Source organism: Agathobaculum faecis, from assembly GCF_014287995.1.
Classification (GTDB): domain Bacteria; phylum Bacillota; class Clostridia; order Oscillospirales; family Butyricicoccaceae; genus Agathobaculum; species Agathobaculum ammoniilyticum.
The window spans coordinates 171,438-196,355 of record NZ_JACOPL010000005.1 but is presented as its reverse complement, the minus strand read 5'-3'; the positions used below and the strand labels follow the sequence as shown (position 1 = coordinate 196,355).

At 57.8% G+C, this 24,918-nt stretch carries 22 protein-coding genes; 9 read left to right on the top strand and 13 right to left on the bottom strand.

Features of this window, described 5'->3' with window-relative positions; genetic code table 11:
• Positions 1–272 precede the first annotated feature (272 nt).
• A complete protein-coding gene (locus H8S45_RS07160; protein ID WP_054327569.1) occupies positions 273–1,931 on the bottom strand; it encodes a ribonuclease J in 1,659 nt (552 codons plus the stop codon).
• Positions 1,932–2,652: 721 nt separating this feature from the next.
• On the opposite strand from H8S45_RS07160, the gene H8S45_RS07155 reads away from it, so the two are divergent.
• Together H8S45_RS07155 and H8S45_RS07150 are read left to right on the top strand one after the other, a co-directional pair.
• The gene (locus H8S45_RS07155; RefSeq protein ID WP_054327571.1) at positions 2,653–3,306 is read left to right on the top strand and encodes a 3D domain-containing protein; all 654 of its coding nucleotides are present in this window, start codon (positions 2,653–2,655) and stop codon (positions 3,304–3,306) included.
• 76 nt (positions 3,307–3,382) lie between these two features.
• Positions 3,383–3,907, top strand: coding sequence for a transcription repressor NadR (locus tag H8S45_RS07150; RefSeq protein WP_147574300.1), 525 nt, complete (start codon positions 3,383–3,385; stop codon positions 3,905–3,907).
• Between the two features lie 48 nt (positions 3,908–3,955).
• On the opposite strand, the gene H8S45_RS07145 is transcribed toward H8S45_RS07150, so the two are convergent.
• Positions 3,956–4,354 carry a metallopeptidase family protein gene (locus tag H8S45_RS07145; protein WP_054327572.1) on the bottom strand — a complete coding sequence of 133 codons (399 nt, stop codon included), beginning with the start codon at positions 4,352–4,354 and terminating at the stop codon, positions 3,956–3,958.
• A 144-nt stretch (positions 4,355–4,498) separates the two neighbouring features.
• Here H8S45_RS07145 and H8S45_RS07140 point away from each other — a divergent pair, with 144 nt between their 5' ends.
• Positions 4,499–5,065, top strand: coding sequence for a hypothetical protein (locus tag H8S45_RS07140; RefSeq protein WP_054327573.1), 567 nt, complete (start codon positions 4,499–4,501; stop codon positions 5,063–5,065).
• A 41-nt stretch (positions 5,066–5,106) separates the two neighbouring features.
• Here H8S45_RS07140 and H8S45_RS16250 read toward each other — a convergent pair whose 3' ends face one another.
• Positions 5,107–5,721, bottom strand: coding sequence for a hypothetical protein (locus tag H8S45_RS16250; RefSeq protein ID WP_054327574.1), 615 nt, complete (start codon positions 5,719–5,721; stop codon positions 5,107–5,109).
• A 131-nt stretch (positions 5,722–5,852) separates the two neighbouring features.
• A complete protein-coding gene (locus H8S45_RS07130) occupies positions 5,853–6,464 on the bottom strand; it encodes a cytidylate kinase-like family protein (protein WP_107631943.1) in 612 nt (203 codons plus the stop codon).
• A gap of 208 nt (positions 6,465–6,672) precedes the next feature.
• Between H8S45_RS07130 and H8S45_RS07125 the strand changes: the two genes are divergently transcribed.
• Positions 6,673–7,524: a sugar phosphate isomerase/epimerase family protein gene (locus H8S45_RS07125; protein WP_186949855.1), complete on the top strand. Its 852-nt coding sequence runs from the start codon at positions 6,673–6,675 to the stop codon at positions 7,522–7,524.
• 42 nt (positions 7,525–7,566) lie between these two features.
• Here H8S45_RS07125 and murC read toward each other — a convergent pair whose 3' ends face one another.
• Positions 7,567–8,937, bottom strand: a complete 1,371-nt coding sequence (gene murC / locus H8S45_RS07120) for a UDP-N-acetylmuramate--L-alanine ligase (protein ID WP_054327577.1) — start codon at positions 8,935–8,937, stop codon at positions 7,567–7,569.
• 180 nt (positions 8,938–9,117) lie between these two features.
• Here murC and spoVG point away from each other — a divergent pair, with 180 nt between their 5' ends.
• Both spoVG and H8S45_RS07110 read left to right on the top strand, forming a co-directional pair.
• Complete coding sequence (gene spoVG, locus H8S45_RS07115; protein WP_054327578.1) at positions 9,118–9,378, top strand: septation regulator SpoVG; 261 nt, start codon at positions 9,118–9,120, stop codon at positions 9,376–9,378.
• A gap of 57 nt (positions 9,379–9,435) precedes the next feature.
• A complete protein-coding gene (locus H8S45_RS07110) occupies positions 9,436–10,584 on the top strand; it encodes an MGDG synthase family glycosyltransferase (RefSeq protein WP_054327579.1) in 1,149 nt (382 codons plus the stop codon).
• Between the two features lie 14 nt (positions 10,585–10,598).
• Here H8S45_RS07110 and H8S45_RS07105 read toward each other — a convergent pair whose 3' ends face one another.
• Positions 10,599–11,156: a TetR/AcrR family transcriptional regulator gene (locus H8S45_RS07105; RefSeq protein WP_054327580.1), complete on the bottom strand. Its 558-nt coding sequence runs from the start codon at positions 11,154–11,156 to the stop codon at positions 10,599–10,601.
• Between the two features lie 176 nt (positions 11,157–11,332).
• On the opposite strand from H8S45_RS07105, the gene H8S45_RS07100 reads away from it, so the two are divergent.
• Positions 11,333–13,630 (top strand): efflux RND transporter permease subunit, encoded by a 2,298-nt coding sequence (locus H8S45_RS07100; RefSeq protein WP_242977949.1) that lies wholly within the window; start codon positions 11,333–11,335, stop codon positions 13,628–13,630.
• Positions 13,617–15,755 carry a hypothetical protein gene (locus H8S45_RS07095; protein WP_107631940.1) on the top strand — a complete coding sequence of 713 codons (2,139 nt, stop codon included), beginning with the start codon at positions 13,617–13,619 and terminating at the stop codon, positions 15,753–15,755. The genes H8S45_RS07100 and H8S45_RS07095 overlap by 14 nt, the downstream gene beginning before the upstream one ends.
• 45 nt (positions 15,756–15,800) lie before the next feature.
• Here the strand turns inward: H8S45_RS07095 and H8S45_RS07090 are convergent, their stop codons facing one another.
• Positions 15,801–17,588: a Na/Pi cotransporter family protein gene (locus H8S45_RS07090; RefSeq protein ID WP_054327586.1), complete on the bottom strand. Its 1,788-nt coding sequence runs from the start codon at positions 17,586–17,588 to the stop codon at positions 15,801–15,803.
• Positions 17,589–17,701: 113 nt separating this feature from the next.
• Here H8S45_RS07090 and H8S45_RS07085 point away from each other — a divergent pair, with 113 nt between their 5' ends.
• Positions 17,702–18,364: a gamma-glutamyl-gamma-aminobutyrate hydrolase family protein gene (locus tag H8S45_RS07085; RefSeq protein ID WP_107631939.1), complete on the top strand. Its 663-nt coding sequence runs from the start codon at positions 17,702–17,704 to the stop codon at positions 18,362–18,364.
• Between the two features lie 146 nt (positions 18,365–18,510).
• On the opposite strand, the gene rpoD is transcribed toward H8S45_RS07085, so the two are convergent.
• The 6 genes from rpoD to rpmE all read right to left on the bottom strand — a co-directional run bounded on the left by rpoD (position 18,511) and on the right by rpmE (position 24,893).
• Positions 18,511–19,743: an RNA polymerase sigma factor RpoD gene (rpoD, locus tag H8S45_RS07080; protein WP_054327588.1), complete on the bottom strand. Its 1,233-nt coding sequence runs from the start codon at positions 19,741–19,743 to the stop codon at positions 18,511–18,513.
• Complete coding sequence (gene dnaG / locus H8S45_RS07075; protein WP_107631938.1) at positions 19,740–21,506, bottom strand: DNA primase; 1,767 nt, start codon at positions 21,504–21,506, stop codon at positions 19,740–19,742. The genes rpoD and dnaG overlap by 4 nt, the downstream gene beginning before the upstream one ends.
• 36 nt (positions 21,507–21,542) lie before the next feature.
• Positions 21,543–22,544 carry a deoxyguanosinetriphosphate triphosphohydrolase gene (locus H8S45_RS07070; protein ID WP_107631937.1) on the bottom strand — a complete coding sequence of 334 codons (1,002 nt, stop codon included), beginning with the start codon at positions 22,542–22,544 and terminating at the stop codon, positions 21,543–21,545.
• A gap of 111 nt (positions 22,545–22,655) precedes the next feature.
• The gene (locus tag H8S45_RS07065; protein WP_186949853.1) at positions 22,656–23,291 is read right to left on the bottom strand and encodes a YigZ family protein; all 636 of its coding nucleotides are present in this window, start codon (positions 23,289–23,291) and stop codon (positions 22,656–22,658) included.
• Between the two features lie 42 nt (positions 23,292–23,333).
• Complete coding sequence (hflX, locus tag H8S45_RS07060; protein ID WP_147574297.1) at positions 23,334–24,620, bottom strand: GTPase HflX; 1,287 nt, start codon at positions 24,618–24,620, stop codon at positions 23,334–23,336.
• A gap of 69 nt (positions 24,621–24,689) precedes the next feature.
• Positions 24,690–24,893 carry a 50S ribosomal protein L31 gene (gene rpmE, locus H8S45_RS07055; RefSeq protein WP_031475830.1) on the bottom strand — a complete coding sequence of 68 codons (204 nt, stop codon included), beginning with the start codon at positions 24,891–24,893 and terminating at the stop codon, positions 24,690–24,692.
• Between the last annotated feature and the right edge of the window lie 25 nt (positions 24,894–24,918).

The window sequence follows — 24,918 nt, the reverse complement described above, 5'->3', positions numbered from 1 at the left end:
GGCCTTTCGGTTTGCCCGCTTTGTTTCTATTATACCACAGCGGCCCGCACTTTTTTTGCCTGAGTCGGCCGCTAAGTGCCGCTGATGGTATACTGATGTATTTAATGTGTGTTTCACGGCTATTATATCACAGCGGCCCATCGGCGGACAATCGCCATTTCCGCGCCTTTCCTCCGCGCGGGCTATAGAAAGCAAACGAAAAAACGACCGCTTTAAGCGGTCGTTTTTTTGTTTCGTGGAAACGGGCTGCCAGCGCCCCCCGCTTTCCCGCGTCAGATTTCCATAATAATCGGCAGCACCATCGGGCTGCGCTTTGTCTTTTTAAACAGGTAATCGCTCACATCGCCCTTGATCGCGGACTTGAGACTGTTCCAATCGCGCAGATTCTCCGCCGCGCAGCGGTCGAGCGCCATCTGGGATATATTGCGCAGCTCCTCCATCAGATCCTCGGCTTCCTTTACATACACAAAGCCGCGGGATACGATATCCGGCCCTGCAATGACCACGCCCGTTGTTGCGTCTACCGTCACAACGACGACCAGCAGGCCGTCCTCAGAGAGATGCTTGCGGTCGCGCAGCACCGCCGTGCCAACGTCGCCGATACCAAGGCCGTCCACCAGCAGGCGTCCTGCAGGCACGGGATTGCCCAAACGCGCGGAATTCTCGCTGATTTCGACCGGCCGGCCGATCTCGGTAATGAGGATGTTCTTCGGGTTGACGCCCATTTCGCGCGCCAGCCCTGCATGCTGCATCAGCATGCGGTATTCGCCGTGTACGGGGATGAAGTACTTCGGCTTGCACAGGCCCAGCATCAGCTTGAGGTCCTCCTGGCACGCATGGCCGGAAACATGGATCGCGGCTGAACGGTCATAAATGACCTCCGCACCCTGCTTATACAGCTCATTGACCATATTGTTGATCGACTTCTCATTGCCCGGGATGGCGGAAGCAGCGATCAGGATACGGTCGCCTGTGTTGACCTCGACCTGCTTATGGCTGCCGTATGCCATGCGGTACAGGGCGGACATGGTCTCGCCCTGCGAGCCGGTCGAAACGATAATCAACCGGCTGCGCGGATAGCGCTTGATCTCGGCAATATCAATCATCACCTTGCCGGAGTCCTTCAGGTACCCCAGTTCGGTCGCAACCTTGGATATCTTCTCCATGCTGCGCCCGCAGACCGCGACCTTGCGCCCTGCTTTGGCTGCAATGTCGAGTATCTGCTGCAAACGGGACACATTGGAGGCGAACGTCGCGATGATGATACGCTGGTCACTTTCCGTGATAAACTTCTCCAGCGACTTGCCGACGATCTTTTCACTCGGCGTATAGCCCGGCCGCTCGACGTTGGTCGAATCGCTCATCAGTGCCAGGATACCCTTTTTCCCCAGTTCGCCGATGCGCACCAGGTCGATCATCTCACCAGAAACCGGCGTCAGGTCGATCTTGAAGTCGCCTGTGTGCAGGATCGTCCCCAGCGGCGTGGTGATAGCCAGCGCGACCGAATCCGCGATCGAGTGATTGGTATGAATGAATTCCACCCTGAAGCACCCGAGTTTGATCGAATCGCCCGCCCGCACATGGTTGAGCTTCACCTTCTGCGGCATCTTATGCTCGGAGAGCTTGGTCTCGATGATGCCGCAGGTCAGCCGAGTCGCATAGATCGGCGCGTTGCATTCGCGCAGCACATATGGGATCGCGCCGATGTGATCCTCATGACCGTGCGTGATGACATAGCCGCGCAGCTTGTTCAGGTTGCGCTTGAGGTAGGTCGTATCCGGTATGACCAGATCCACGCCCAGCATGTCGTCGTCCGGAAACGCGACACCGCAGTCCACCACAACGATATCGTTCCCGTATTCGATCACGGTCATGTTCTTGCCGATCTCGTTGAGGCCGCCCAGCGGTATGATTTTCAGTTTTTCTTTCATAATATCGATATCACTTTCCTTTTTTCATCAGATTTTTTTCTTTTGTGTTGACACGGGTTCCTGCCCGTTCTTTTCAAAAGGCATCCCTGTTATCCCGTTTTTGGATGCCTTTACCTCAAAAAAACAGTGACGACGCGGTCCGGTTTCGCCGCGGAAAAAGCGGCGCATCCCCACGCGGAGCGCAAACACTTATTATTAGAATACCATAGTGCGGCACGCCTGTAAAGCAATTTTTATCCGCATCGTCTTACCATATCCTATAGTATCCACAGCCCCGCACCGCTTATACCGCAGATCTTCGTAAATTTGACCAATCCCCGCGTGTCCCCGCCGCCGTTTCCGCGGCCTGCCGCCCGTTCCGGTTTGCGCAGACGCTTCCCGCCGCAAAGAACGCTTTCCTGCATATTGGATTTTGGGGAAGACGCCGTACCGTATATCTTGTTTGTAACCCTTTGGACATACACAATCCCTATGGTCTTCTTGTCAAATATGCTGATTTTTTTAGAACACTATACAGACTTATATGCTCTATACGCAATGTATTGGTCATTTTGCACAGAATTCAAAAAAAGGCTTTGACAAATCCGCGAAAATGCAGTATCATGAGGTTACAGATCGGAAACAGATCGAAAACAAAACAGTAACAACCTGAAAACAAATCGGTAACACCGAGCCGCAGTCCTGCGGGTTTTCACGACGATTTTTTAGGAGTGTAACACAAATGTCTATTTCCCTGCGAAAGCATATGGCCAAACTCCTCGCGGCGACACTCGCTGTCAGCGCGATGGCAACGGCCAGCGCTGCTGCTCTGGATCAGCCAGTTGCGGTACTCTCTTCCAATCTCAATTCCTCGGTCGGCACGGTCCTGACCGCAGACGAAATCAAGACCGCCGAGCAGTCCCTTGCCGAAGCAACGGCCAAGGCAAAAGCGGAAGCGGAGGCAAAGGCCAAGGCGGAAGCCGCGGCAGCCAAGGCTGCTGCGGAGAAATCCGAGTACAACAGCCTGCTGACCGCGCCGGTTTCGACCAAGACGGTAGCCTACTCGTCCTCCCTGCTCGCCAGCGACGCGATCAAGAGCAACGCCACCTCGCTGGGCAATTACAAGCTGACGTTCTACTGCCCGTGCGCGGTTTGCAACGGCACCTCGAGCGGCAAGACCGCTTCCGGTACGATCGCGGCCGAGGGCCGCACGATCGCGGTGGATTCCTCGGTCATTCCGCTGGGCAGCCGCGTTTATATTGAGGGCTATGGCGTGTTTATCGCAGAGGATACCGGCGGCGCAATCAAAAATAACAAGATCGACGTATTTGTTTCTTCCCATGACCGTGCTTACGATCTTGGCGTACAATATGCAAACGTTTATCTTCTCGGCTAAGTGTTTTTTCAAAAGGGCTATGCTTGCATAGTCCTTTTTCTTTTGCTATGATAGGGTTGTTAAGGAAGTGACGACTATGAATGCTGCCGAACGGCGTATCAAAATCACCCATCTGCTCGCGCAGTCCGACGGACCGGTTTCCGCAACCGCGCTGGCCGCTCAGTGCGGCGTCAGCCGCCAGATCATCGTGGGCGACGTGGCCCTGCTGCGCGCGGGCGGCCTGGCGGTGCTCGCCACGCCGCGCGGCTACATCCTGGAAAACCCCGCCGCGCCGGTCTACGCGGAACGCCGTGTCGTCTGCCATCATGGGGACGAGCGCCTGCGTGAAGAGCTGTATACGGTCGTCGATCTGGGTGGCGCGCTGATCGACGTGACCGTCGAGCATCCGGTTTATGGCCAGATCTGCGCGCCGCTGCACATTTTCTCCCGCTTTGACGCGGACGCGTTCTGCAAAAAAATACAAAACCCCGGCACCCGTCCGCTCTGCGACCTGACGGGAGGCATCCATCTGCATACGCTACGCGCCGCGGACGAGGCAACCCTCAGCCGCGTCGTGCGGGGGCTGAAGGACGGGGGCTTTCTGCTCACCGAGGAGCGGTAGTATCGGCCTGCTTCCGCCGTCGCTTTGAACGCACAAAGGGCAGGGCGCTCACGCGCCCTGCCCTTTTTCGTCCTCCTCCCTGCTCTGCGCGCGATAGGCCGCGATCTGCGCTTCGTCCAAGACCTCCAAGTCGCGCACTCCCGCGCGCCCCTCCACATGGTGACGGAACTCATGCCGCAGCACCTTGCGCATCTCCTCGGTCAGCGCGGCTTCATCCAGGCCGCGGAACACCCGCCTGAATGAGCCGTAAAACATCACGATATATTTCCCCATGGCTGGATCGACACGGTATTCCCCCATGATATACAGGTCGCCATGCTCGTCCGCTGGGTGCAGCGGGTGTCCGGTATCTACCAAGATGCCGCCGTTCAGCTCCTCATAAAACTGCTCCGGCAGCTCCTCCGCCAGCGCCTCCAGTATTTCTTCAAATCGGTCAATGGAAATCATGCTATCTTCCTTTCGCCTTTACTATACCATATCCGGCGCCGTTTCGGCAAGCACGCATTTTATTTTACATATGTCTTGACATATGTTCCACATTGCAGTATACTTTTGACCGTTGATAAAAGATCGGAAAGGAATAGAACAACCATGACAAAAAGCAAAAGTCTGTACCATCTGGTGCTTGCCGGCGTCCTCTGCGCGATCGGCATTATTATCCCCATGTTTTCTCCCATTAAAATCCGCATCGACCCCATGAGCTTTACCTTGGCGAGCCATGTCGCGGTCTTTCTGGCCATGTTCATCTCCCCCGCAGTCGGTGCAGCCGTCGCGCTGGGTACGACGCTCGGCTTTTTCCTCGGCGGTTTTTCGCTTCCCATTGTCCTGCGCGCGCTGTCCCATATCATATTCGTCGCCCTTGGCGCCATTTACCTCCAGCGGCATCCAGAGCTTCTGGATTTCCGGCAGGCGACCTCCAACCGTGGTCTCCGGCTGCTCAGCCTCGGCTGCTGGACAAGCGTTGTCCATGCCGTCTGTGAAGCGCTGATCGTCATTCCGTTTTATGCGGCCATGGCGATGCCGATGCAGGAGATGCTGCGGCTGATCGTCCTGCTGGTCGGCGTGGGCTCGTTTGTGCATTCCATGATCGATTACGCGATCTCGCTGCTGATCTGGAAGCCGGTCAGCGGCACGATGCGTAAAGCCAAAACGGTATGACGCAAAAGCGCCGGTGCGTATTGCACCGGCGCTTTTGCCATTCACGGCAGCTCGCAGCCGCCCCATTCGACCACAGTGAAGCCATCCCGCTCAAATTGCGCAAAGGTCTGCGGCGTAATCTCCTGCGGCGCCTCCAGCGGCTTCCAGGCCATGAATACGCGCAGCACGCTGTCCGGCTCCGGTTCGATGGTCAGCCTTGCCGTCTCGGTATACCGGTCGGACTGGAACGAGATCAGGTTATAGGCATTCCCCTGCATCCTCGGCAGCCAGTACACGATAAATTCATTGTACTCCCGCGGCGTCAGACCGATCTCCGCCAGCGTCCCCTGCAGGAATGCCGCCGTGTCCTTCCCGGCTACGCAGAACCCTTCGGAAAAGTCGTATTCCGTATCCGAGGAACCCTCCCAGAACAGGTACGAGTACTCCTTTCCTTCCGCATCGACCAGCGTGCCGTCCGGATGGGCGGTCACAGCCCAGCCATCCTCATACGCCGGATAGGTGACGGTCAATTCACCGTTGTAATCCAACTGAGCCAGTACCTCCGTGACTTCCTCCGGATAGAGGTAAATCACCGGCTTGGCAGCTGTCTGATCTCCGCAGCCCGGCAGCAGCATCACCAGCATGGCAGCCAGCCCGCCTGTGAGCAATCGCTTCATTGTCATTCCCTCCTTTTACCTGTTCTGACGTTCGCGCAGCGGTTTTGTTCCGCGCTATAGGAAAGGCCGTATCCGAATGGATACGGCCTTTCCTCCCTCTCTTTTCCTCTATTCCCCATGAAGAAACGAGCTTATTTTTTCAACCGGTTGACATACTCCAGAATAATATCCACAGAATGCTCCACACCCAGCCGGCCGGCGTTGATGCACATATCGTAATGGTCACACTTGCCCCATACCTTTCCGGTATAGTAGTTGTAATAGGTAGAGCGCTGCTTATCCATTTTTTCCAACGCCGCCTGCGGCGTCTTGCCCTCGATCTCATAGTCCCCGCAACTCTGGATCCGCTTAATGCGATCCTCGATCGAGCCGTGGATAAAGAAATCGAACTTGTTCGGGAAGTCCCGCAGCACATGGTCGGCGCAGCGGCCGACGACCACGCAGGGCGCGTCCTCCGCAATCTCACGGATCACATTCGCCTGTGCCAGATAAAGCTGGTCGGTCAGGCTCATGCCGTTCAGCCCGACCGAGCCGAACATGGTCAGCGAGTACAGGAAGCTGTTTGTCGCCCGTTTATCCAACTGTTCAAACAGCTTTTCATCAAAGCCGGTCTTTTTGGCCGCCCGCGTGATCAGCTCGCGGTCATAAAAGGAAATGCCAAGGCGGAGCGCGAGTTTCTGGCCGATTTCACGGCCGCCTGTGCCGTATTCACGGCCGATGGTGATGATTAAGTTGTTATTCATAACGCACCCTCCTCACTGTTACGAAATTATACAAATTGCATAATTCTTTGTATGTTCAGTATGCACCATTTCGTGATTTTTGTCAAGCAAAAATCTGATGTTTTTTTGAATTGCGAGAAATCGTTGACAATTACTTTCTCCCCGTGCAAAATAAAGGCAAGAAGATAGCCGCGGCTTTTATTGTTTTTCATAAAAAAGGAGGCTTGTTATGGCGCAGACCTGGCTTGGCATCAGTTCCTTTACCTATCCGTTTTTATCCGGCGTCAATCCCGCGCAGCGGCCGGCGCAGCCGCTCACGCCGCTCGGCCTGATTGACAAGGCGGTCGCGCTCGACGTGGGCTGCGTGCAGTATTCGCACAATCTGCCGTTTGACGATTTCAGCGACGCCACCCTGGACGAGATCCGCGTCTATGCGCAGGAGCGCGGCATCCTGCTCGAGGCCGGCATGAAGGGCATGACGCCCGCGCGGCTCGAACGGTATATCGATATATCCGCCCGTCTGGGCGTCAGCATGCTGCGCGGCATCACGGACGCCGCAGGCTACGAGCCGCCGATGGAGGAAACCGTCCGCGTCGTGCGCGGCGTCCTGCCCCGTCTCGAGCGGCACGGCCTGACGCTCGGCATTGAGAACCATGACCGTTTCCTCGCGCACGAATACGCCGAAATGATCGCGCAGATCGGCCATCCGCTCGTCGGCCTGGTCGTGGACAGCACGAATTCGCTCTCCACTGAGGAGCCGATCGACGAGGTATTGCAGTATATGGCGCCGTACTGCGTCTGTTTCCATGTCAAGGATTACACGATCCAGCGCAGCAATTCCAGCGTCGGGCTGGCCATCACGGGCATGCCCGCCGGGCAGGGGCGTCAGCCCATCCCCAAAATACTCGACTACCTGAAGCGGGAGGCGCCCCGCGATTTCAGCACGGTGCTGGAAAGCTGGATGGCGTGCTGCCCCACGCTGGAACAGACCCTTTCGCAGGAGGAGGATTGGGCGGAACAGAGCGTGGCATATCTCAGGCAGCTTATCCCCGCGCGTCCTCCCTACAGCGGACAGCCGTAACAGAAAAAAGCCGCAGGAGCGCGTCCTGCGGCTTTTCTGTTTTTATCGGATCAACATGGGGCCTACCTCGTTGATATTCCCCGCGCCCATGGTAATCACCAGGTCGTTCGGCCCTGCCTCGCGGCGCAGATAGGCCGCGATCTCCGCAAAGCTGTCAAAGGCTACCGCCCCCGGCACTTCTTCCGCCAAGTCGCTCGCGTACACCCCGACCGTATTCTGCTCCCGCGCCGCGTAGATCGGCGCAAGCACGGCCTGGTCGCACAGCTTCAACGCCTCCACGAATTCAGGGAACAGCGCCTTGGTGCGGGTATAGGTATGCGGCTGGAACGCGCACAGGATACGGTCGAACCGCATCTCTCTGGCGGTCGTCAGGGTCGCTTTCATCTCATTGGGGTGATGGGCGTAGTCGTCCACCACAGTCGCGCCGCACGGCATTTTGCCAATCAACTGGAACCGGCGGGACGAGCCGGTGAACTGGTTCAGTCCGCGTTCCGCCGCCGCGCCCGATACGCCCAAAAACTCCGCCGCCGCGCAGCACGCCAAGGCGTTGAGCATATTGTGCCGCCCGGGAACGGACAGCCTGACCCGTGCATACGGCTTGCCGCCGATCAGGACGGTAAACTGGTAATATCCGTTCACATCCCGCACGTCTTCGGCGCGCACGTCCGCGTCCGGCGCCATGCCGAACGTACGGATACGCCGGTCCAGTCCCGCGACACTCCGCATGGCGTTGGGATCGTCCCCGTTGGCGACCACCAGCCCATTCATCGGCGTCAGCTCGACAAACGCGCGGAACGAGTGGATGATATCATTGATATCCTTGAAAAAGTCAAGGTGGTCCTCCTCCACATTGAGTACCACCGCGACGGTCGGCGCGAATTTGAGGAAGGAATTGCAGTATTCGCAGCTTTCCGCCACAAAGCAGCCCTTGCCGCCGATGCGCAGCGTGCCGCCGATCGCGGGCAGGTTGCTACCGACCATGACCGTCGGGTCCAGGCCGGCCTCCATGGTGATCAGCGCCATCATGGAGGTCGAGGTCGTCTTGCCGTGCGTGCCGGCCAGGCAGACCACATTATCGTAATCCCGCATCAGGTGGCCCCAGGCCTCCGCGCGTTCCATCACCGGTATGCCCAGCTCATGCGCGCGGACGACCTCCGGATTATCATCATGTACCGCGGCAGTGCGGACGACGAGCGAAGCGCCCTGCACATTTTCCGCCTTATGCTCATAGCTGATTTTTGCGCCCCGCGCCTTCAAGCGCGCGGTAACGTCGGTCCCCAGCCGGTCCGAGCCGGTGACCGGCACCCCTTTTGACAGCAGCAGCTCGGCCAGCGAATTCATGGATACGCCGCCAATGCCAATCAGATGGATGGTTTCCTTATTTTCAATATAGGGCTTGATTGAAAGGGCCATATTCCCCTAAGCCTCCTGCTATAATCTTCAGTCTTCGGGCGAAACCGCGGTTCCAGCCGAGAGGGCTTTGCCTGTACTGCTATTCTTGCCAGACAAGGTATATTATAGTACAAACCTGTCAAAATATAAATAGGCAAACAGACAAAATTAAAACGACCAATCAGAAAAAAGGAGTACACTATGGAAATCACAGACATCAAATTCCGCCATGTGGAAGAATACGGCCGCCTGAAGGCGCTGGTATCCGTCACTTTCGACGATATGTTCGCCGTGCATGACATCAAGATCATCGACGGACATGACCGGCTGTTCCTCGCCATGCCGTCCCGCCGGATGCCGGACGGGCGCTTCCGCGATATCGCGCATCCGGTCGGCAACGCGCTGCGCGACGAGTTGGAGCACAGGGTGCTGGACGCCTATAAGGCGGCGTTTATACAGTAATTTGCTTTTTTTCCTGTTTTGATGTACAATAACTCTTATACAAGGAGAGGTACCGGTATGAGAGTATTGATTTTATCTGTCACAGCAGGCTTTGGACACCATGCGACCGCAAAGGCCGTGGGCGACATGCTGACCAGCAAGGGCGCCGATGTGCATACGCTGGACGTTTACGCCTACATCAGCAACCTGATCAGGGCAACCATTGACAAGGGCTACCTGTTTTCCTCCAAGCACATGCAGACGCTGTACCGTCTGGTCTATCAGCTTGCGGAAAACGGCGGCGCGGGCTATTTCACCGCTGGCCCCAGCATTATCAACATCATCAATGCCCTCGGGGCGTCCAAGTTCGCCAGGGTGATTGCGGGCTACGCGCCCGATGTAATCCTCTGCACGCACGTTTTCGCCGCGCAGATGGTGGATGAGCTGAAAAAGCGAAAAAAGCTTGACGATATCAAAACCATCGGCATCGTGACCGACTACACCCTGCATCCCTACTGGGAAGACGTGCCGCATGTACAGTATATTGTAACGGCAAGCGAACTGCTCACCTTCCGCTGCGTCAAGCGCGGCATACCCGAGCGCCGTATCCTGCCGTTCGGCATACCGGTGCATCCGAAATTCAACCAAAAGCTGTCGCGGGCGGACGCTGCGGCGCAGCTCGGCATTGACCCGCAGCAGCGCACGCTCCTGCTCATGGGCGGTAGCATGGGCTATGCCGACCATGTAAAAACGCTGGAAAAGCTGACCGCGCTCGGCTTCCCGCTGCAGCTTCTTGTGGTCTGCGGCAACAACAAAAAGCAGTTTCTACAGGTTGAACAGTTCGCCTCCCGCTATCAGGGCGACTGTGTGATCAAGCCATACGGCTTTGTCCACAACGTAGAGGTAATGATGAGCGCTGCGGACTGCATCGTTTCCAAGCCCGGCGGCCTGACGGTATCCGAGGCGCTTGCCAAAAACCTGCCCATGCTGCTTGTCGACCCGATCCCCGGCCATGAGGAGCGCAACGTGGAGTTCCTGGTCAACAACGGGATGGCGGCGCAGATCACCAAGCATTTCCCGATCGACGAGGCCGTGTACGAGCTGTTCCGCAACCCCGCCCGTCTGGCGACCGTGCGCCAGACCATGCAGGCGGTCGCCCATCCGGATGCAACCGAACGGCTCGCGGATTTTGTATTGCAATGGAATGAACCATCAAACGCATGCTGAAAAGCATGCGTTTTTTATCCCCTGGCCGACTGCAGCATGGGGGAAAGGATATGTTCCATCAGCGCGATCAACTCATTTTTCGGCAGCGGCTGCGATTCCGCGACCCACCGTTCGAGCATCCCTACCACGCCGGTCGCAATAAAGCGCGCGACGTAAACATCCTCCACGCCCCTGCACGGCACGGACTCCATGCGGCATTCCTCAATCACATGGATCAGCTTTTTGCTGAACCCCTCCGCTCCGCTCACACGGACCAGCGTGGTCACAATCTCCCGATTCTCCTCCAGATAATCCACCGCGCGCATGAGCACCGGATGCAGGGAGCCGCCGCCGTTCAAATGGATATCGTCGATCATTCCGCGAAAGTCCGCGATCATTTCGCTTTCTATTTTTTCACGCAGATCGTAAACATCCCGATAATGCGCATAAAACGTTCCGCGGTTGATATCCGCTTCCCGCACCACATCGGTCACGGTGATGCTCTGAAAATCCTTTTGCTGCATCAGCCTTGTCAATGCCTGCCGCAGCAGCTTTTTCGTGCGCCTGATGCGTTTGTCCTCCCGCTCCTCCATCAGGACTCCCTCCTGTCCATTACTCCAAAGATAACATACATTAAAATATATTTTGTTTATTATCATTCATTATGAATAGATTTGATTATTGTGTATGTTATCCTTATGTACTATACTATAACATGAAAAGAAATCGTACGCAATGTCTATTTTCAAGAAAGATGGTGTTTTTCTTTGTGAAACGAAAGGGACATAGTCCTGTTGACCTGATCATTCACAGCCGCAGGCTGATCGAAAAAGTGTTTACCGTACTTATCATTTTCAGTTTGATCTGTATCCCAATGGTCGGCGTTAACTACGACCTGACAAAATACCTGCCGGATTCCAGTCCATCCGCGCAGGCGCTCGATATCATGGAGGACGAATTCACCTATCCCGGCATGGGGCGCGTCATGCTGGAGGATGTCACGCTGTACGAGGCGAAAAACGTCAAGGACCGCATCGCCGATGTAGAGGGCGTCGATATGGTCATGTGGTGCGATCTGGAGACCAACATCTACGGTTCCAGCGCATTTATCGACTACACGGACATCGAGGATTACTACAAGGACGGAAAGGCCTATATGGACGTCATCTTTTTGGAGAAGGATTCGTCCAGCCGGACGCACAAGGCGGTTCGGGAGATCGAGCAGATCGTCGGGGACCGCGGCCTGGTGGCCGGTTCAGCGGTGTCAGACACCAACCTCGGCCCCACGATCAACGCGGAGGTCGCGCGCGTGATGGTGCTTGCGGTCATCATCATCTATCTGATCCTGACGCTCACCACAACCTCCTGGTTTGAGCCTGTGCTGTTCCTTTCGGTGCTTGGCATCGCCATTATCATCAACATGGGCTCCAACATCATATTCGGCGAGATCTCATTCCTATCCAACGCGGTGGGCGCGGTCCTACAGCTCGCCTGTTCGATGGACTACTCCATTTTCCTACTGCATGCGTTCACCGAGGAACGGGCCAACGGCGCCGAACCCGAGCAGGCCATGGCCAACGCGCTGCGCTCGGCCGTTTCCTCGATCGGCGCCTCCGGCGCGACAACCATCGTCGGCTTTGCCGCCATGGTGCTGATGAACTTCGGCATCGGTCCGGATATGGGGCTGGTGCTGGCAAAAGGCATCGCGCTGAGCCTTGTCACCGTGCTGCTGCTGATGCCCGCGCTGATCCTGCGCAGCCAGAATATCGTAGCGAAGACCCAACACCGGCCGTTCGTCCCCAAGCAGTGGCGCGGCTTCGGGGAGTTTGTGTACAAAGTCCGCAAGCCGATCCTGATCGTGGTGATGGTACTGATCGTCCCCTGCTATGTCGCGCAGGGCATGGCCGATTTCACCTATGGCAATGAGGCGGTCGCCAACTCCCCCGGCACGCCGGTCTATGAGGCTGAGCAACGGATGAACGCGGAATTCGGACAGAGCAATATGATGCTCGCCCTGGTCCCGCTGGACAGCAACGTCACGGAAAAGGCCATGAGCGAGGAACTGGACAGCCTGCCCTATGTCAAATATTCTCTCGGCCTGGCTTCGGTCCTGCCCTCCGGCATACCGGAGGATTTTTTGCCGGAGAGCATCACCGGCATCCTGCACTCCGAGCACTGGGCGCGCGTAATCATCAACGTCCGTTCCGCCGGCGAAAGCGACGCGGCGTTCCGATATGCGGATGAGATCCGCGCCGTCATCGACCGGTATTATCCGGATGAGCAGACCTATCTGGTCGGCGTAACTCCCTCTACACAGGATATCAAGGAAATCATCGTGCCGGATAACAACCGAGTCAACATCGTCTCGCTGCTGGGCGTCGCGCTGGTGGTGGCAATCACCTATAAGGCGCTGCTGCTGCCGCTGGTCGTGCTGATCCCGATCGAATGCGCCATTTACATCAACACCGCGCTGCCCTACATCTACGGACAGCGCACCATGTACCTCGGCTTTATTATCGTCGGCTGTATCCAGCTCGGCGCGACAATCGATTATTCCATCCTGCTGACCGGCAACTATCTGGACGCCCGTTCGCAGGGCGATAAACGGGAGGCTGCCATCCGCGCGGTCACGGTTAGCGCGGAATCCATCCTGACCTCCGGCCTGATTATCATGACGGTCGCCTACGGCCTGTTCTTCCTCACCTCGGTCGAGGCGGTGTCAGGCCTGGGGCAACTGATCGGCCGCGGCGCGCTGATCTCCATGATCCTTGTGCTGTTCCTGCTGCCGATGTGCCTGATGCTGTTCGACCGCTGGATCATAAAGCCGGATTACGCGCAGAAAAAGCACGCCAGGATGAACCGCATTCGCGACAAAAAGCTAACGCTGCCCACGCTCAGCGCGCTGCATGAGCAGCGTCTGCGCCTGCAGGAACAAATCCGCGAAAACCGCCGCGCCCGACATAAGGCCATCCGGAACCGGCTCATGCGCCTGCTCCATCCGCAAAAGCCGGCGGATACACCGGATAAGGCCGACCGAGAGGAGGAAAACAACCATGTTCGCAAATAAGCTATGCCGCCTGACCGCCTGCGCGCTTCTGCCAGCGCTCCTGCTGCCCCAGGCGGCGGTTGCCGCCGCGCCTGTCGTGGAAACCGACGAGGCGGTTTATATCAACCTGGATTACTATGGCATGCCCGAGGATACCCGCATCGTCAAGGGCGTGAACCTGAACGGCCATACCTCGTTTACCGACTATGGCGATTACAGCGCTGTATATAACATGTCCACCTATGACGAGCCTGCGCTCAGCGACGGTTCGGTCACCTGGGAGATCGCGGACGACGGACAGCAGCGCTTCTATTATGAATGCATCCCCAACGGGGAGGAGCCTATACAGCTTCCGTGGAATTTCGATGTATCCTATCAGCTTAACGGCGTACCCGTCGAAGCGGAAACGTGCGCGGGCGCGTCCGGTTTGATCGAAATGACCATTCACGCCGTACCGAACGAAGCCGCAAGCGAGTATTACAAAAACAATATGACACTCATTTGCGGCACCGGCATCGACATGAGCAAAGCACTCTCGATCGAAGCGCCCGGCGCGCAGGTGCAGTCGATGGGAACCTACAAGATCGTCTTTTTCATGGGCCTGCCAGGCGAGGAAAGCACCTTTACCGTGCGGATCGGCTCAAACAGCTTTGAAAGCATGGGGCTTCTGCTTTTCCTGGCGCCCGCCACGCTTTCCTCGCTCGATATCCTCGCGGATATGAAGGATATCAAGGACCGCCTCGGGGACTCGGGCGACAACCTGTATGAGGGGCTCAGCAGCATGCTGGAAACGCTGCAGAGCATGCAGAGCGGCTTTAATACGCTGTCACACGGCGTATCCGGCATCAACGAGGTGCGCAAGCAGCTTGTCGCGGACCGCGGCACCCTTGACCCCAAAACCGACGCGGCCCTTGACGCGCTGGAAGCGCTTGCCGGCAAATCCGACTCCCTGATTCCCGAGCTGAACGCCATGAAAACCATACTGGTCACGCTCAACGCTACCGTCAACAGCATGCTCGGCACGCTTGAGGAATCCGGCGCCGATATCCTCGAATATCAGGAATTGCTCCGCAAAGTCAAGATATCCCTGGATAACCTGGAGGATATGTTCAACGACCTGGACGACGCCGCCGATATTGACGGATTTTATATCGACCAGCTGCGGAGCGCTGTGGACGACCTAAAAAACGATATGGGCCGCCTGTCCTCCAACCTGAGTTCCCTCAGGAATTCCCTTTCCGCATTGGAGGATATCCAGGACGCGCTCATCACACTGATCCAGCTCGATTTGGCGCATCTGGTTTCCGCTGGCATCATCACCCCCGAAGAAGCGGCCGCGTTAGGCGATATGCTGTCCGCCCTCCCCTCTGGCCTGTCCGGAACGATCGCAGCGTCCAAAAAAACGCTGAGCACGCTGTCGGACGCCGCGGACAGCTTGGAGAGCATGCTGTCCTCCTCGGACGGCATCCTGGAAAACCTTGCGGATATCGCGGATGTGCTGGATGATTACGAGGGGTTGCCGCAGGATTTCACCGCGGAGGGGAAAAAGCTCGCCGATCTGATGAACACCTCGCTCGAGCGTGTCAATCAGCTTGTGGCCGATATCCCCGCCCTGTCCACCTGCCTGCAGCAGATCACGACCGAGGCGGTTTCCGCTGCGGACAAGGGCGAGGAGCTGATGGTTGCGCTTACCAAAGCGCTGTCCGCCTCCTACGACATGCTCGACTCCGCCAACGGCATCCTGCGCTCGGTCCGCGGCCAGGCGGACGCCAGCCTGCAAACATCGATCGACGGACTGCTGGACGTTCTGGATAAGGCCGCGCGCTCCAACAGCTCCAGCAGCCTACAGAAAGCAACCGATTCGATCCACAGCGCGGTGGACGACGCGGAAAAGGATCTGGAAGAGGATACCAATGTCCTCAACATCGATGCGCAAGCCGAGCTTCAGTCCGTGACCAGCAGCCAGAACCCGACGCCGGCCAGCCTTCAGTTTATCCTGCGCACCCATGAGATATCGCTCGACGATGATGAAGGAACCGCCGCCGCGAACCAAGAGCAGGCCGACGAGGGTGTACTCGCCCGCATCGGGAACATTTTCAGAAAGCTCTTTTCCGCCATATATGGGGTATTCGTCTCTGAGGAATGACAAAAGCGCCGCGTTCTAACGAACGCGGCGCTTTCATATACTGCTTTAGGCCTTTTCCTGTGCCGCCTGGATCTGCGTCAGGTATTTCTGCTGATAATAGCGCAGCTTTTCCGCGAATTGCGGCGTGGACCGGTAGCCCTCCTTGGCGTATTCATGCGTATCGAACTCCTCGGCGCCCTCGCCAAGCTGGATCGTATAAATCGCAATATTCGAACAATGGTCGCTGATTTTTTCCAGATCATGCACGATATCAAGGAAATGGATGCCGATCTGCATCGTGCATTCATTATTCCCCAAGCGCTGAATGTGGTTGCTTTTCAGCCGCTCCTTGAGCGTATCCACGACCTCTTCCACCGGCTCGACCGTGCGCGCGATAGAAACCGACCGCGTCACATACCCCTCAACGGTCAGGTCAAGCGCCTCACCGACCGCTTGGCACATGGTATGCAGCTCCTGCGCCGCGGTTTCCGAGAACGACAGATCGCTTTGCCGGAATTCCTCCGCGCGGTCAAAGATATTCTGCGCGTAGTCCCCAATCTTTTCGAAATCGGACAGCGAGTGCATCATCTCCGCTAACTGGCGCCGCTGGTCGACCGAACGGATATTGTGGATATTGGTCAGATACCGCGCGACCTCTACCTCGGCACGGTCCAAAAAGCTCTCATGCTCCCTGAACAGGCTTTCGTTCGGCGCGCTTTTGTCAAACAGCGGCTCGGTGGCCAGCTGCAGGTTCTGCTTGGCCGCATCGCCCATATCCGCAATGCAGCGCTGCGCCTGCTCCAGGGCCAGCGACGGTGTCGTCAGGAAGCGGGGCTCCAAACGCGCCAGTGGGTCCTCCTGCTGCTCGCCCGACGGAACGCTCCATTCCGCCAGATGCACCAGCAGTTTGGTAAACGGCAGGAACAGAATCGTGCAGGTGACATTGAACAGCGTGTGGAAATTGGCGATGCCGCCCTTATCGATCGCCGAATTCCAGAACGAGAAGCCGACCGTGTACTGGATAGAATAAATGACGACCAAAAACACGATCGAGCCGATCAGGTTGAAGTAAAAATGCACCATCGCGGTTCGGCGGGCGTTTTTGGAACCGCCGATCGACGACAGGAACGCCGTGATGCAGGTGCCGATGTTCTGACCTAGGATAATCGGTATCGCGGCGGCATAGGTGATCGCGCCCGTTGTGGACAGCGCCTGCAAAATGCCGACCGATGCGGACGAGGACTGGATGATCGCCGTTACGCCCGCGCCAACCAGGACGCCGAGCACGGGGTTTGCAATCGTCGCGAACAACTGTGCGAACTGGGGCAGATCAGCCAGAGGCGCGACCGCGCTTTCCATCGTGGACATACCGATAAACAGAATGCCGAATCCGGAAAAGATATCCGCGATATCACGGGTCCTGCGCTTTTTGGCGAGCATCATAATGATAACACCGGCCAGGACAATCAGAAAGGCGAGGTTTTTCGGCTTGAGCATCTGCATGAACAGATTGCCGCCTATCTCGCCGCCGCTGTCCAGCCGCAGAATCTGCGCGGTGATCGTGGTACCGATATTCGCGCCCAAAATAACACCGACAGACTGCCGCAAAGACATTATGCCAGCGTTTACAAAGCCGACCACCATGACCGTCGTCGCTGAAGAGGACTGGATGACCATGGTGACTACCATCCCCATCAGCAGCGCCTTAAACACATTGCCGGTCATTTTTTCCAGCGTTTTTTCAAGCTTAGAGCCGGCCGCGCGCTCCAAACCCTTTCCCATGGTGGTCATACCGTAAATAAACAGCGCCAAGCCGCCTACCAACTGTACGACCGACAGCACATTGAACTCCATGCGCTTCCTCCGTTTCACATACCCTTAACTTCATTTTTATTTTTCCCATACAATTTAAGTATAATGATTCTATATTGCCCTGTCAACGAAAAAAGGCATAGGAGGAGAAAGCTGTGCAACATCCACTGATTTTAATTTCCAGCAGCCGCGTAATGGGCAATTTATCCATGTCACGACAGCAATCCGCGCTGTACGGCGCCTGTCTGGGCGGCGCTGGCGCGGCGGGCGTATTGTATACAGGTGGCCCATCCGCCTGCCTTGCCGCCCGCTGCGACGGGCTGTTGCTCGCCGGCGGCGGTGACATCCATCCCTCCTGTTTCGGGCAAAGCGTCCAAAACGCCGCGCTTTCGGTTGATCCGGTGCGTGACAAGGAGGAGCGGGCACTCTTCGAGGACTTTTACCGCCGCCGCAAGCCCATCCTCGGCATCTGCCGCGGCGTCCAGGTGATCAACGTCTTTCTCGGCGGCACGCTGCATCAGGATATCCCCGCGCACAGCGGCGGCTGCCACGGCATCCGCTGTACCGGCGCGCTTTCTGCACTCGTGGGGCCGGCCCCCACGGTCAACAGTTACCATCACCAGGCGGTCGATCAGCCCGCGCCCTGCCTCCAAACCGCCGCGCGTGCCAGCGACGGCATCATCGAGGCGCTTATGCACGCCACCGCCCCTATCCTTGGCGTGCAGTGGCATCCCGAACGCATGGTGCCGCCCTTCTGCGAAGATGTGGCGGGCGCGAACCACCTTCCCCTGTTCCATTGGCTGATTGAGCGCTGCTGACAGCTTAAGGCCTCTCGTCGTTCCGCGCGCCTATCCCTTTCTCCCTCTGCACCGACAGGCAAAAAGCACCGGAAACAAGCTTTTCCGGTGCTTTTTTGATGTAACCGCAGTGCGCGTTATCCCTGAACGCCGGGCAGCAGCCCGCGTCAGTTCAGGAAGTCTTTCAGCTTTTTGGAACGCGACGGATGGCGCAGCTTGCGCAGCGCCTTGGCCTCGATCTGGCGGATACGCTCACGGGTGACGTTGAACTCCTTGCCGACCTCCTCGAGCGTGCGGGTATGACCGTCCTCGATGCCGAACCGCAGCCGCAGCACCTTTTCCTCGCGCGGCGTCAGGGTTTTGAGTACCTCGACCAGCTGCTCCTTGAGCAGCATGAATGAAGCCGCCTCAGCCGGTTCGGGCGCGTCATCATCCGGAATGAAATCGCCCAGATGAGAGTCCTCCTCCTCGCCGATCGGCGTTTCCAGCGAAACCGGCTCCTGCGCAATCTTGAGGATATCGCGCACACGATCGACCGGCATATTCATTTCCTTGGCAATTTCCTCCGGACTCGGGTCGTGTCCCAGCTCCTGTAGGAGCTGGCGGGAAACACGGATGACCTTGTTAATCGTCTCTACCATGTGTACCGGAATGCGGATCGTCCGCGCCTGATCCGCGATCGCGCGGGTGATGGCCTGCCGGATCCACCAGGTTGCATAGGTGGAAAATTTGAAGCCCTTGGTCGAATCAAACTTTTCCACTGCCTTGATCAGGCCCAAGTTGCCCTCCTGGATCAAATCCAAAAACAGCATCCCGCGGCCGACATAGCGCTTTGCGATCGAAACGACCAGACGGAGATTTGCTTCGGCCAAACGCTTTTTCGCCCGTTCGCCGGCCTTGATGTCCTTATCCAGTCCGGCGCGCTCCTCCGGTGGGATCGCGTCCCCCTCATTGCGGACGCGCTCGATCGCCTCATTGCCCCTCTGCATCTGTTCGGCGAGCGTGATCTCCTCCTCAGGGCTGAGCAGGTCGACCTTACCGATCTCCTTCAGGTACATGCGCACCGGATCGTCAATCGCAAAGGCTTCCGCCATTGCCGAGGTATCAACCAGCTCTTCCTCCGGCACCTCCTCGACGTCCTCAGGCTCGAACACCTCGTCATCATCGTCGCCCAGCGCCTTTTCAAGCACGCCCTCGGTCTCGATCTCGATCCCCATCGACTCCAGCGTTTCATACAGCTTATCGATGTCGTCGCTTTCCATATCCAACTGGCCGAGCGCGTCCGCGATCTCCTTGAGCGTCAGCCTCCCGTTCTTTTTGCCGAGCGCCAGCAGGTCCTTCACCACCTGCTGCTGGTCCACCGCCTGCTCCGGCGCATTGCCATTGCCCATTGTCGTCATATCGTTTGTCCTCCCGCGTTTTGTTTTTTAATGCGTCCAAAGGTAAGCAGCGGGTCCTCGCCCGCTTCCTGAATCGTACCATCCCTGACACGCTGCATTCTTATGGTATCTATGTACTCGTGCAGCGCCTGCCTCTGCTCGCCGGCAGGCAGGCTCTGCTCCAGAATCGAAGATAAAAGGCTCATTTCATTCGGCTCAAGCCAACCCTCGAACGGCAGTACGTCGACAATCTGCCCCTCCCGATCGAGCGCCAGCACCCGCTCATATATCTTACGCAGTACCGGCGCGGAAAACCATGCCGGCGGCACTTCCTTTTCCATCCCCGCGATCAGCTTTTGATCGGAGAACAGGAGCCGCAGCACATTTTCCTCCGCTTTCGCGGATTTTACATCCGTATAGGCCAGCGTCCGGTCCTTTGGCTGCGCCATGCCGACCGGCGAGCGGATCTCGCGGCGCTCCGCGGCCTGCCGCCGCTTACGCCGGATACCAAGCTCCCGCCGCACCTCGATATTCATAGCCTCCGCCGTTACGCCCGCCATTTTGGCGGCGCGTCCCGCGTATACCTCGCGCTCGATCGAGCTTTCGATGCCCGCGAGCATACGCGCCGCATCCCGCAGGAACAGTACGCGCGCCTCGTCGTCCTCCAGATCGTATTTGGCCGCGATCTGCTCCAGCCGGTAGGCGTTGTGGTTTTCGCTCCGATCAATGATCGCGCGGAACGCGTCCGCCCCCTTGGCCTTGATAAATTCATCCGGATCCTTGGCGCCCGGTATTTTCAGCACCTTAACCTGCAGGTCGCATTTTTTCAGAATATCGATCGCGCGCTGTGCGGCGGCCTGTCCCGCGCCGTCCGCGTCATAGGAAATCACGATCTGATCCGTGTGGCGCGCAATGATACGCGCCTGCTCCTCGGTCAGCGATGTGCCGAGCGAGGCCACGGCGGAGTCGAAGCCCGCCTGATGCAGCGCGATCACATCCATATACCCTTCCGCGAGGATAAAATACCCGTTCTTCGTCGTCTTGGCCAGATTCAGCGCAAACAGGTTGCGGCTTTTATGAAAAATCAGCGTTTCAGGGGAATTGAGGTATTTGGGCTTGGAATCATCCATCACCCGCCCGCCGAACGCGATCACATTGCCGCGCACATCAATGATCGGGAACATGACGCGGTTCCGGAAGCGGTCGTAAATCCTCCCCTTTTCGCTACGGCTGACCAGTCCGGCATCCATCAGTTCTTCCCGCGTATAGCCCTTGGCGGTCATTGCGTCGATCAGCGCGTGGAAGGAGTCGGGCGCATAGCCCAGCCCGAACTGATTCATAACGCGCCGGTGCAGGCCGCGGCCAATGAAATACTGCTGCGCCGCCCGATGCTCCGGCTGCCATAACGTCTGGTAATAGAACCGCGCCGCATCCTTGCAGAGCGCATACAGCCGCTCGCGGTGGCGCGCCGCTTTCCGTTCCGCCTCCCCCTGCTCGGGTACCTGCATGCCCGCGCGGTCGGCCAGGAAGCGCACCGCATCAGGGAATTCCAGCCCCTCGGCTTTCATCACGAACGTGATCACGCCCCCGCCCGCGCCACAGCCGAAGCAGTGGAAAATCTGCTTGTCCGGAGAAACAGAAAACGAAGCGGTCTTTTCATTGTGGAAAGGGCAAAGACCGAAATAATTTGCGCCACTTTTTTTCAGCTGCACGTACTGCGAAACAATATCCACGATGTCATTCCGCGCGGAAAGCTCGTCCAAAAACACGCGGTCAAACGGCATTGCGCCCCCTCCTTCCCTTTATCTTAACCGTTTTCGTCAATCTTCAATCTTATTCCAGCTTTTCGGAATAAATAATTTTTTATAGGTGGAAATCGAGTACCGGTCGGTCATGCAGGCGATATAATCGCATACAACGCGCTCGAGCGGATCGCCCTGCGTCATCAGGACAAAATAATCGCTCGGCAGCTCGTCCGGATGTTCGACAAAATATTCATACAGGCTGCGCAACATATTTTTCGCGCGCTGCTCCTCGCTCTGCGCCTCTGTCCCCTGGTATACATAGTCAAACATAAACTGGCGCAGCTCGAGCATTTCGTGGTGCGTCTTTTCGTCCATGCCAATCTCCCGATGCTGCTGCCCATAGGAGATCATGGCGGTCACCATCGTGTCAATGCGCCGCCCATGGGTATCGCCCAGACTGTCGAGCAGGCGGCGCGGAATATCCGCCGCGCGGATCAGTCCCCCGCGGATCGCGTCGTCGATGTCGTGGTTAATGTAGGCGATCCGGTCCGCGAAATGGATGATACGGCCCTCCGGCGTATCCGCCTTCCTGCCGCCCGTATGGCACACGATACCGTCGCGCACCTCCCAGGTGAGGTTCAGGTCCTCAATCCGGTCGATCATACGCAGGCTCTGCTCATTATGCCGGAACCCGAACGGGCAGACCTCGTCCAGCGCGCGCTCGCCGGCATGCCCGAACGGCGTATGCCCCAGGTCATGCCCCAGCGCGATCGCTTCCGTCAAATCCTCGTTCAGCCGCAGCGCCCGCGCGACCGTCCGCGCGATCTGCGCCACCTCCAGCGTATGCGTCAGCCGCGCCCGATAGTGGTCGCCCTCCGGCGAAATGAATACCTGTGTCTTGTTGGACAGCCGCCGGAACGCCTTGGAGTGAATGATGCGATCCCTGTCGCGCTGGAAGCAGGTGCGGTACGGGCATTCCTCCATCGGCCGCTGCCGGCCCCTGGAAGCGTAGGACTTTGTTGCCCAATTGGCCAAGGTCAGCCGTTCCCTTTCCTGCTGCTGTTCACGAACAGTCATACGCTCCACTCTCCCTGCCAGAATTGCCTATATAATAAAAATACCAGATGGAACTGCGTTTTCCTCTTTCTTTTCAAAAATTTTTTTAGAAAAATCCAAGCCGCCGGCGCCCTATCGGACTCGCCGGCCCATGAATTTGGTTTCCACCACCTCGGCGTAGACCGAACCTGCAGTAGCCTCGGCCAGCGCCTCGTTCAGCGCCTGCTCCCCGCCCGCCAGCACCGTGCAGGTCAGCGTGACGTCCACGCCATAATCCGTCTCCTCAATCGAGCAGTCATAGTCCGGCAGCAGGTGCGTCACCATCTCATACAAGTGGTACGGGCAGGCAATCAGCAGCACGCTGTACAGGCTCATCCGCTGGACGCCCGCCGCCGCGACTGCAAGCTGCGCCCCTTTGGTGTAGGCGCGCACCAGCCCGCCGGTGCCGAGCAGTATCCCGCCGAAATACCGCGTGACCACGCAGCAGACGTTTTCCAGCTTTTCGTGCCGCAACACGTCCAAAATAGGCATCCCCGCTGTACCCTGCGGCTCCCCGTCGTCCGAGTAGCGCATCAGGTTGCCTTCCCGTATGATATAGGCCCAGCAGTTGTGCGTAGCATCCCAGTGCGCATCACGCATCTGTTTGACCCGTGCCACCGCCTGCTCCGCGCTTTCCACGCGCCACAGGCGGCCGGTGAATTTGGAATGCTTTTCTTCAAACTTGTCCTCGCCGTATTCGGAAAACGGCACAAAGTAGTCTTTTCCCATACTTCTATCCCCGTGCGCGGTTGGGTATCCCCGTCACCCGCATCATTCCTCTGCCAGGTATTCCGCTACCCTGCCGTAGGTCTTGTCATCCACGACCGCGCGGACCACCGTGCCGTCTGCTGCGTATTCGACCGCTTCGACCTGTGCCTCGCGGTGCAACATATCCAGCACCGCCCCATCGCTGTACGGGATGCGTAGGCACACCCTGTGCTTGCCGCGGCCGAGCGCGCGCTCGATCGCCGCGAGCAGCGCATCCAGCCCCTCTCCGGTTTTCGCGGAGATCGCGACGCCCTCGTCCGGCCGGTAAAACGGAAGCGTATCCGGCGCGCATTTGTCGGCCTTGTTATATACCATTACGCGCGGAATATCCTGCGCGCCGAGCTGGGCGACCACCTTTTCCACGGTTTCTGCCTGCTGCTCCCAGTCCTCGTCCGAAACATCGACCACATGCAGCAGCAGGTCGGCATAGGCCAGCTCCTCAAGCGTCGCCTTGAATGCGGAAACCAGATGGTGCGGCAGCTTGCGGATAAAGCCGACCGTATCAGACAGCAGGATCTCCTGTGTGTCCGATATCCTTTTTTTGCGCGTTGTCGGGTCAAGTGTGTCAAACAGCCTGTCGTTTGCCGGAATGCCCGCTCCGGTCAGGGCGTTGAGCAACGTGGATTTCCCCGCGTTGGTATAACCCACAATCGCGACCAGCGGCATCTCGGTCTTTTTGCGCTGGCGCCGCTGCACAGCACGCACCTGGCGCACCTGCTCCAAATCCTCTTTCAGCTTGTCGATGCGGCGGCGGATATGGCGGCGGTCGGTTTCCAGTTGGGTTTCGCCGGGGCCGCGCGTGCCGATCGGGCTTTTGCCGCCGCCGGCTGTCTGCCGCACCAGATGCGTCCACATACCGGCCAGCCGCGGCAGTATATACTGGTACTGCGCCAGCTCGACCTGCAGCTTACCCTCGCCCGTGCGGGCGCGTTGCGCGAAGATGTCCAAGATCAGCGCCGAACGGTCGAGCACCGTGCATTTGGTCAGCTCCTCCAGGTTCCGCATCTGGGAAGGCGACAGCTCGTTATCGAACAAAATAAGCGCGGCCTCGTTCGCTTCTGCAAGCTGTCGCACCTCCTCGGCCTTGCCCTCCCCGATGAACGTACGCGCGTCCGGCGCCGGCCTGCGCTGCAGCGTCATGGCTGCCGCCTCGGCTCCGGCGGTTTCGGCCAGCGCTTTCAGCTCTGCCATCGTGCGTTCGTCCGCGTCCTGCTCGGCGGTAAAGCCCGGACAGGACAGGCCGACCAGCACCGCGCGCTCCACCCTGCTTTCGATTTGGTTTTCGGTCATACGGTTTCCTCCTCTCCGCATAACGAAACAAAAAACCATCGAACACAAAGGTTTCGATGGTTTCCCGTTTTACTTATCCAGATTGAAACGCTTCTTGAAGCGATCAACACGTCCGCCGGTGTCTACCAGCTTCTGCTTGCCCGTGAAGAAGGGGTGGCACTTGGAGCAAACGTCAACGACGATGTTCTCCTTGGTGGAGCCGGTCTCAATGACATTGCCGCAGGCACAGCGGATCGTGGTCTGCTTGTACTCGGGATGGATGCCCTGTTTCATGTTGTTTCACCTCTTTCCACGGTAA

Bases quoted from the DNA above. Each gene is read 5' to 3' on its own strand.
- H8S45_RS07160 (WP_054327569.1), bottom strand. From the start codon at position 1,931: ATGAAAGAAAAACTGAAAATCATACCGCTGGGCGGCCTCAACGAGATC.
- H8S45_RS07155 (WP_054327571.1), top strand. From the start codon at position 2,653: ATGTCTATTTCCCTGCGAAAGCATATGGCCAAACTCCTCGCGGCGACA.
- H8S45_RS07150 (WP_147574300.1), top strand. From the start codon at position 3,383: ATGAATGCTGCCGAACGGCGTATCAAAATCACCCATCTGCTCGCGCAG.
- H8S45_RS07145 (WP_054327572.1), bottom strand. From the start codon at position 4,354: ATGATTTCCATTGACCGATTTGAAGAAATACTGGAGGCGCTGGCGGAG.
- H8S45_RS07140 (WP_054327573.1), top strand. From the start codon at position 4,499: ATGACAAAAAGCAAAAGTCTGTACCATCTGGTGCTTGCCGGCGTCCTC.
- H8S45_RS16250 (WP_054327574.1), bottom strand. From the start codon at position 5,721: ATGAAGCGATTGCTCACAGGCGGGCTGGCTGCCATGCTGGTGATGCTG.
- H8S45_RS07130 (WP_107631943.1), bottom strand. From the start codon at position 6,464: ATGAATAACAACTTAATCATCACCATCGGCCGTGAATACGGCACAGGC.
- H8S45_RS07125 (WP_186949855.1), top strand. From the start codon at position 6,673: ATGGCGCAGACCTGGCTTGGCATCAGTTCCTTTACCTATCCGTTTTTA.
- murC (WP_054327577.1), bottom strand. From the start codon at position 8,937: ATGGCCCTTTCAATCAAGCCCTATATTGAAAATAAGGAAACCATCCAT.
- spoVG (WP_054327578.1), top strand. From the start codon at position 9,118: ATGGAAATCACAGACATCAAATTCCGCCATGTGGAAGAATACGGCCGC.
- H8S45_RS07110 (WP_054327579.1), top strand. From the start codon at position 9,436: ATGAGAGTATTGATTTTATCTGTCACAGCAGGCTTTGGACACCATGCG.
- H8S45_RS07105 (WP_054327580.1), bottom strand. From the start codon at position 11,156: ATGGAGGAGCGGGAGGACAAACGCATCAGGCGCACGAAAAAGCTGCTG.
- H8S45_RS07095 (WP_107631940.1), top strand. From the start codon at position 13,617: ATGTTCGCAAATAAGCTATGCCGCCTGACCGCCTGCGCGCTTCTGCCA.
- H8S45_RS07090 (WP_054327586.1), bottom strand. From the start codon at position 17,588: ATGGAGTTCAATGTGCTGTCGGTCGTACAGTTGGTAGGCGGCTTGGCG.
- rpoD (WP_054327588.1), bottom strand. From the start codon at position 19,743: ATGACGACAATGGGCAATGGCAATGCGCCGGAGCAGGCGGTGGACCAG.
- dnaG (WP_107631938.1), bottom strand. From the start codon at position 21,506: ATGCCGTTTGACCGCGTGTTTTTGGACGAGCTTTCCGCGCGGAATGAC.
- H8S45_RS07070 (WP_107631937.1), bottom strand. From the start codon at position 22,544: ATGACTGTTCGTGAACAGCAGCAGGAAAGGGAACGGCTGACCTTGGCC.
- H8S45_RS07065 (WP_186949853.1), bottom strand. From the start codon at position 23,291: ATGGGAAAAGACTACTTTGTGCCGTTTTCCGAATACGGCGAGGACAAG.
- hflX (WP_147574297.1), bottom strand. From the start codon at position 24,620: ATGACCGAAAACCAAATCGAAAGCAGGGTGGAGCGCGCGGTGCTGGTC.
- rpmE (WP_031475830.1), bottom strand. From the start codon at position 24,893: ATGAAACAGGGCATCCATCCCGAGTACAAGCAGACCACGATCCGCTGT.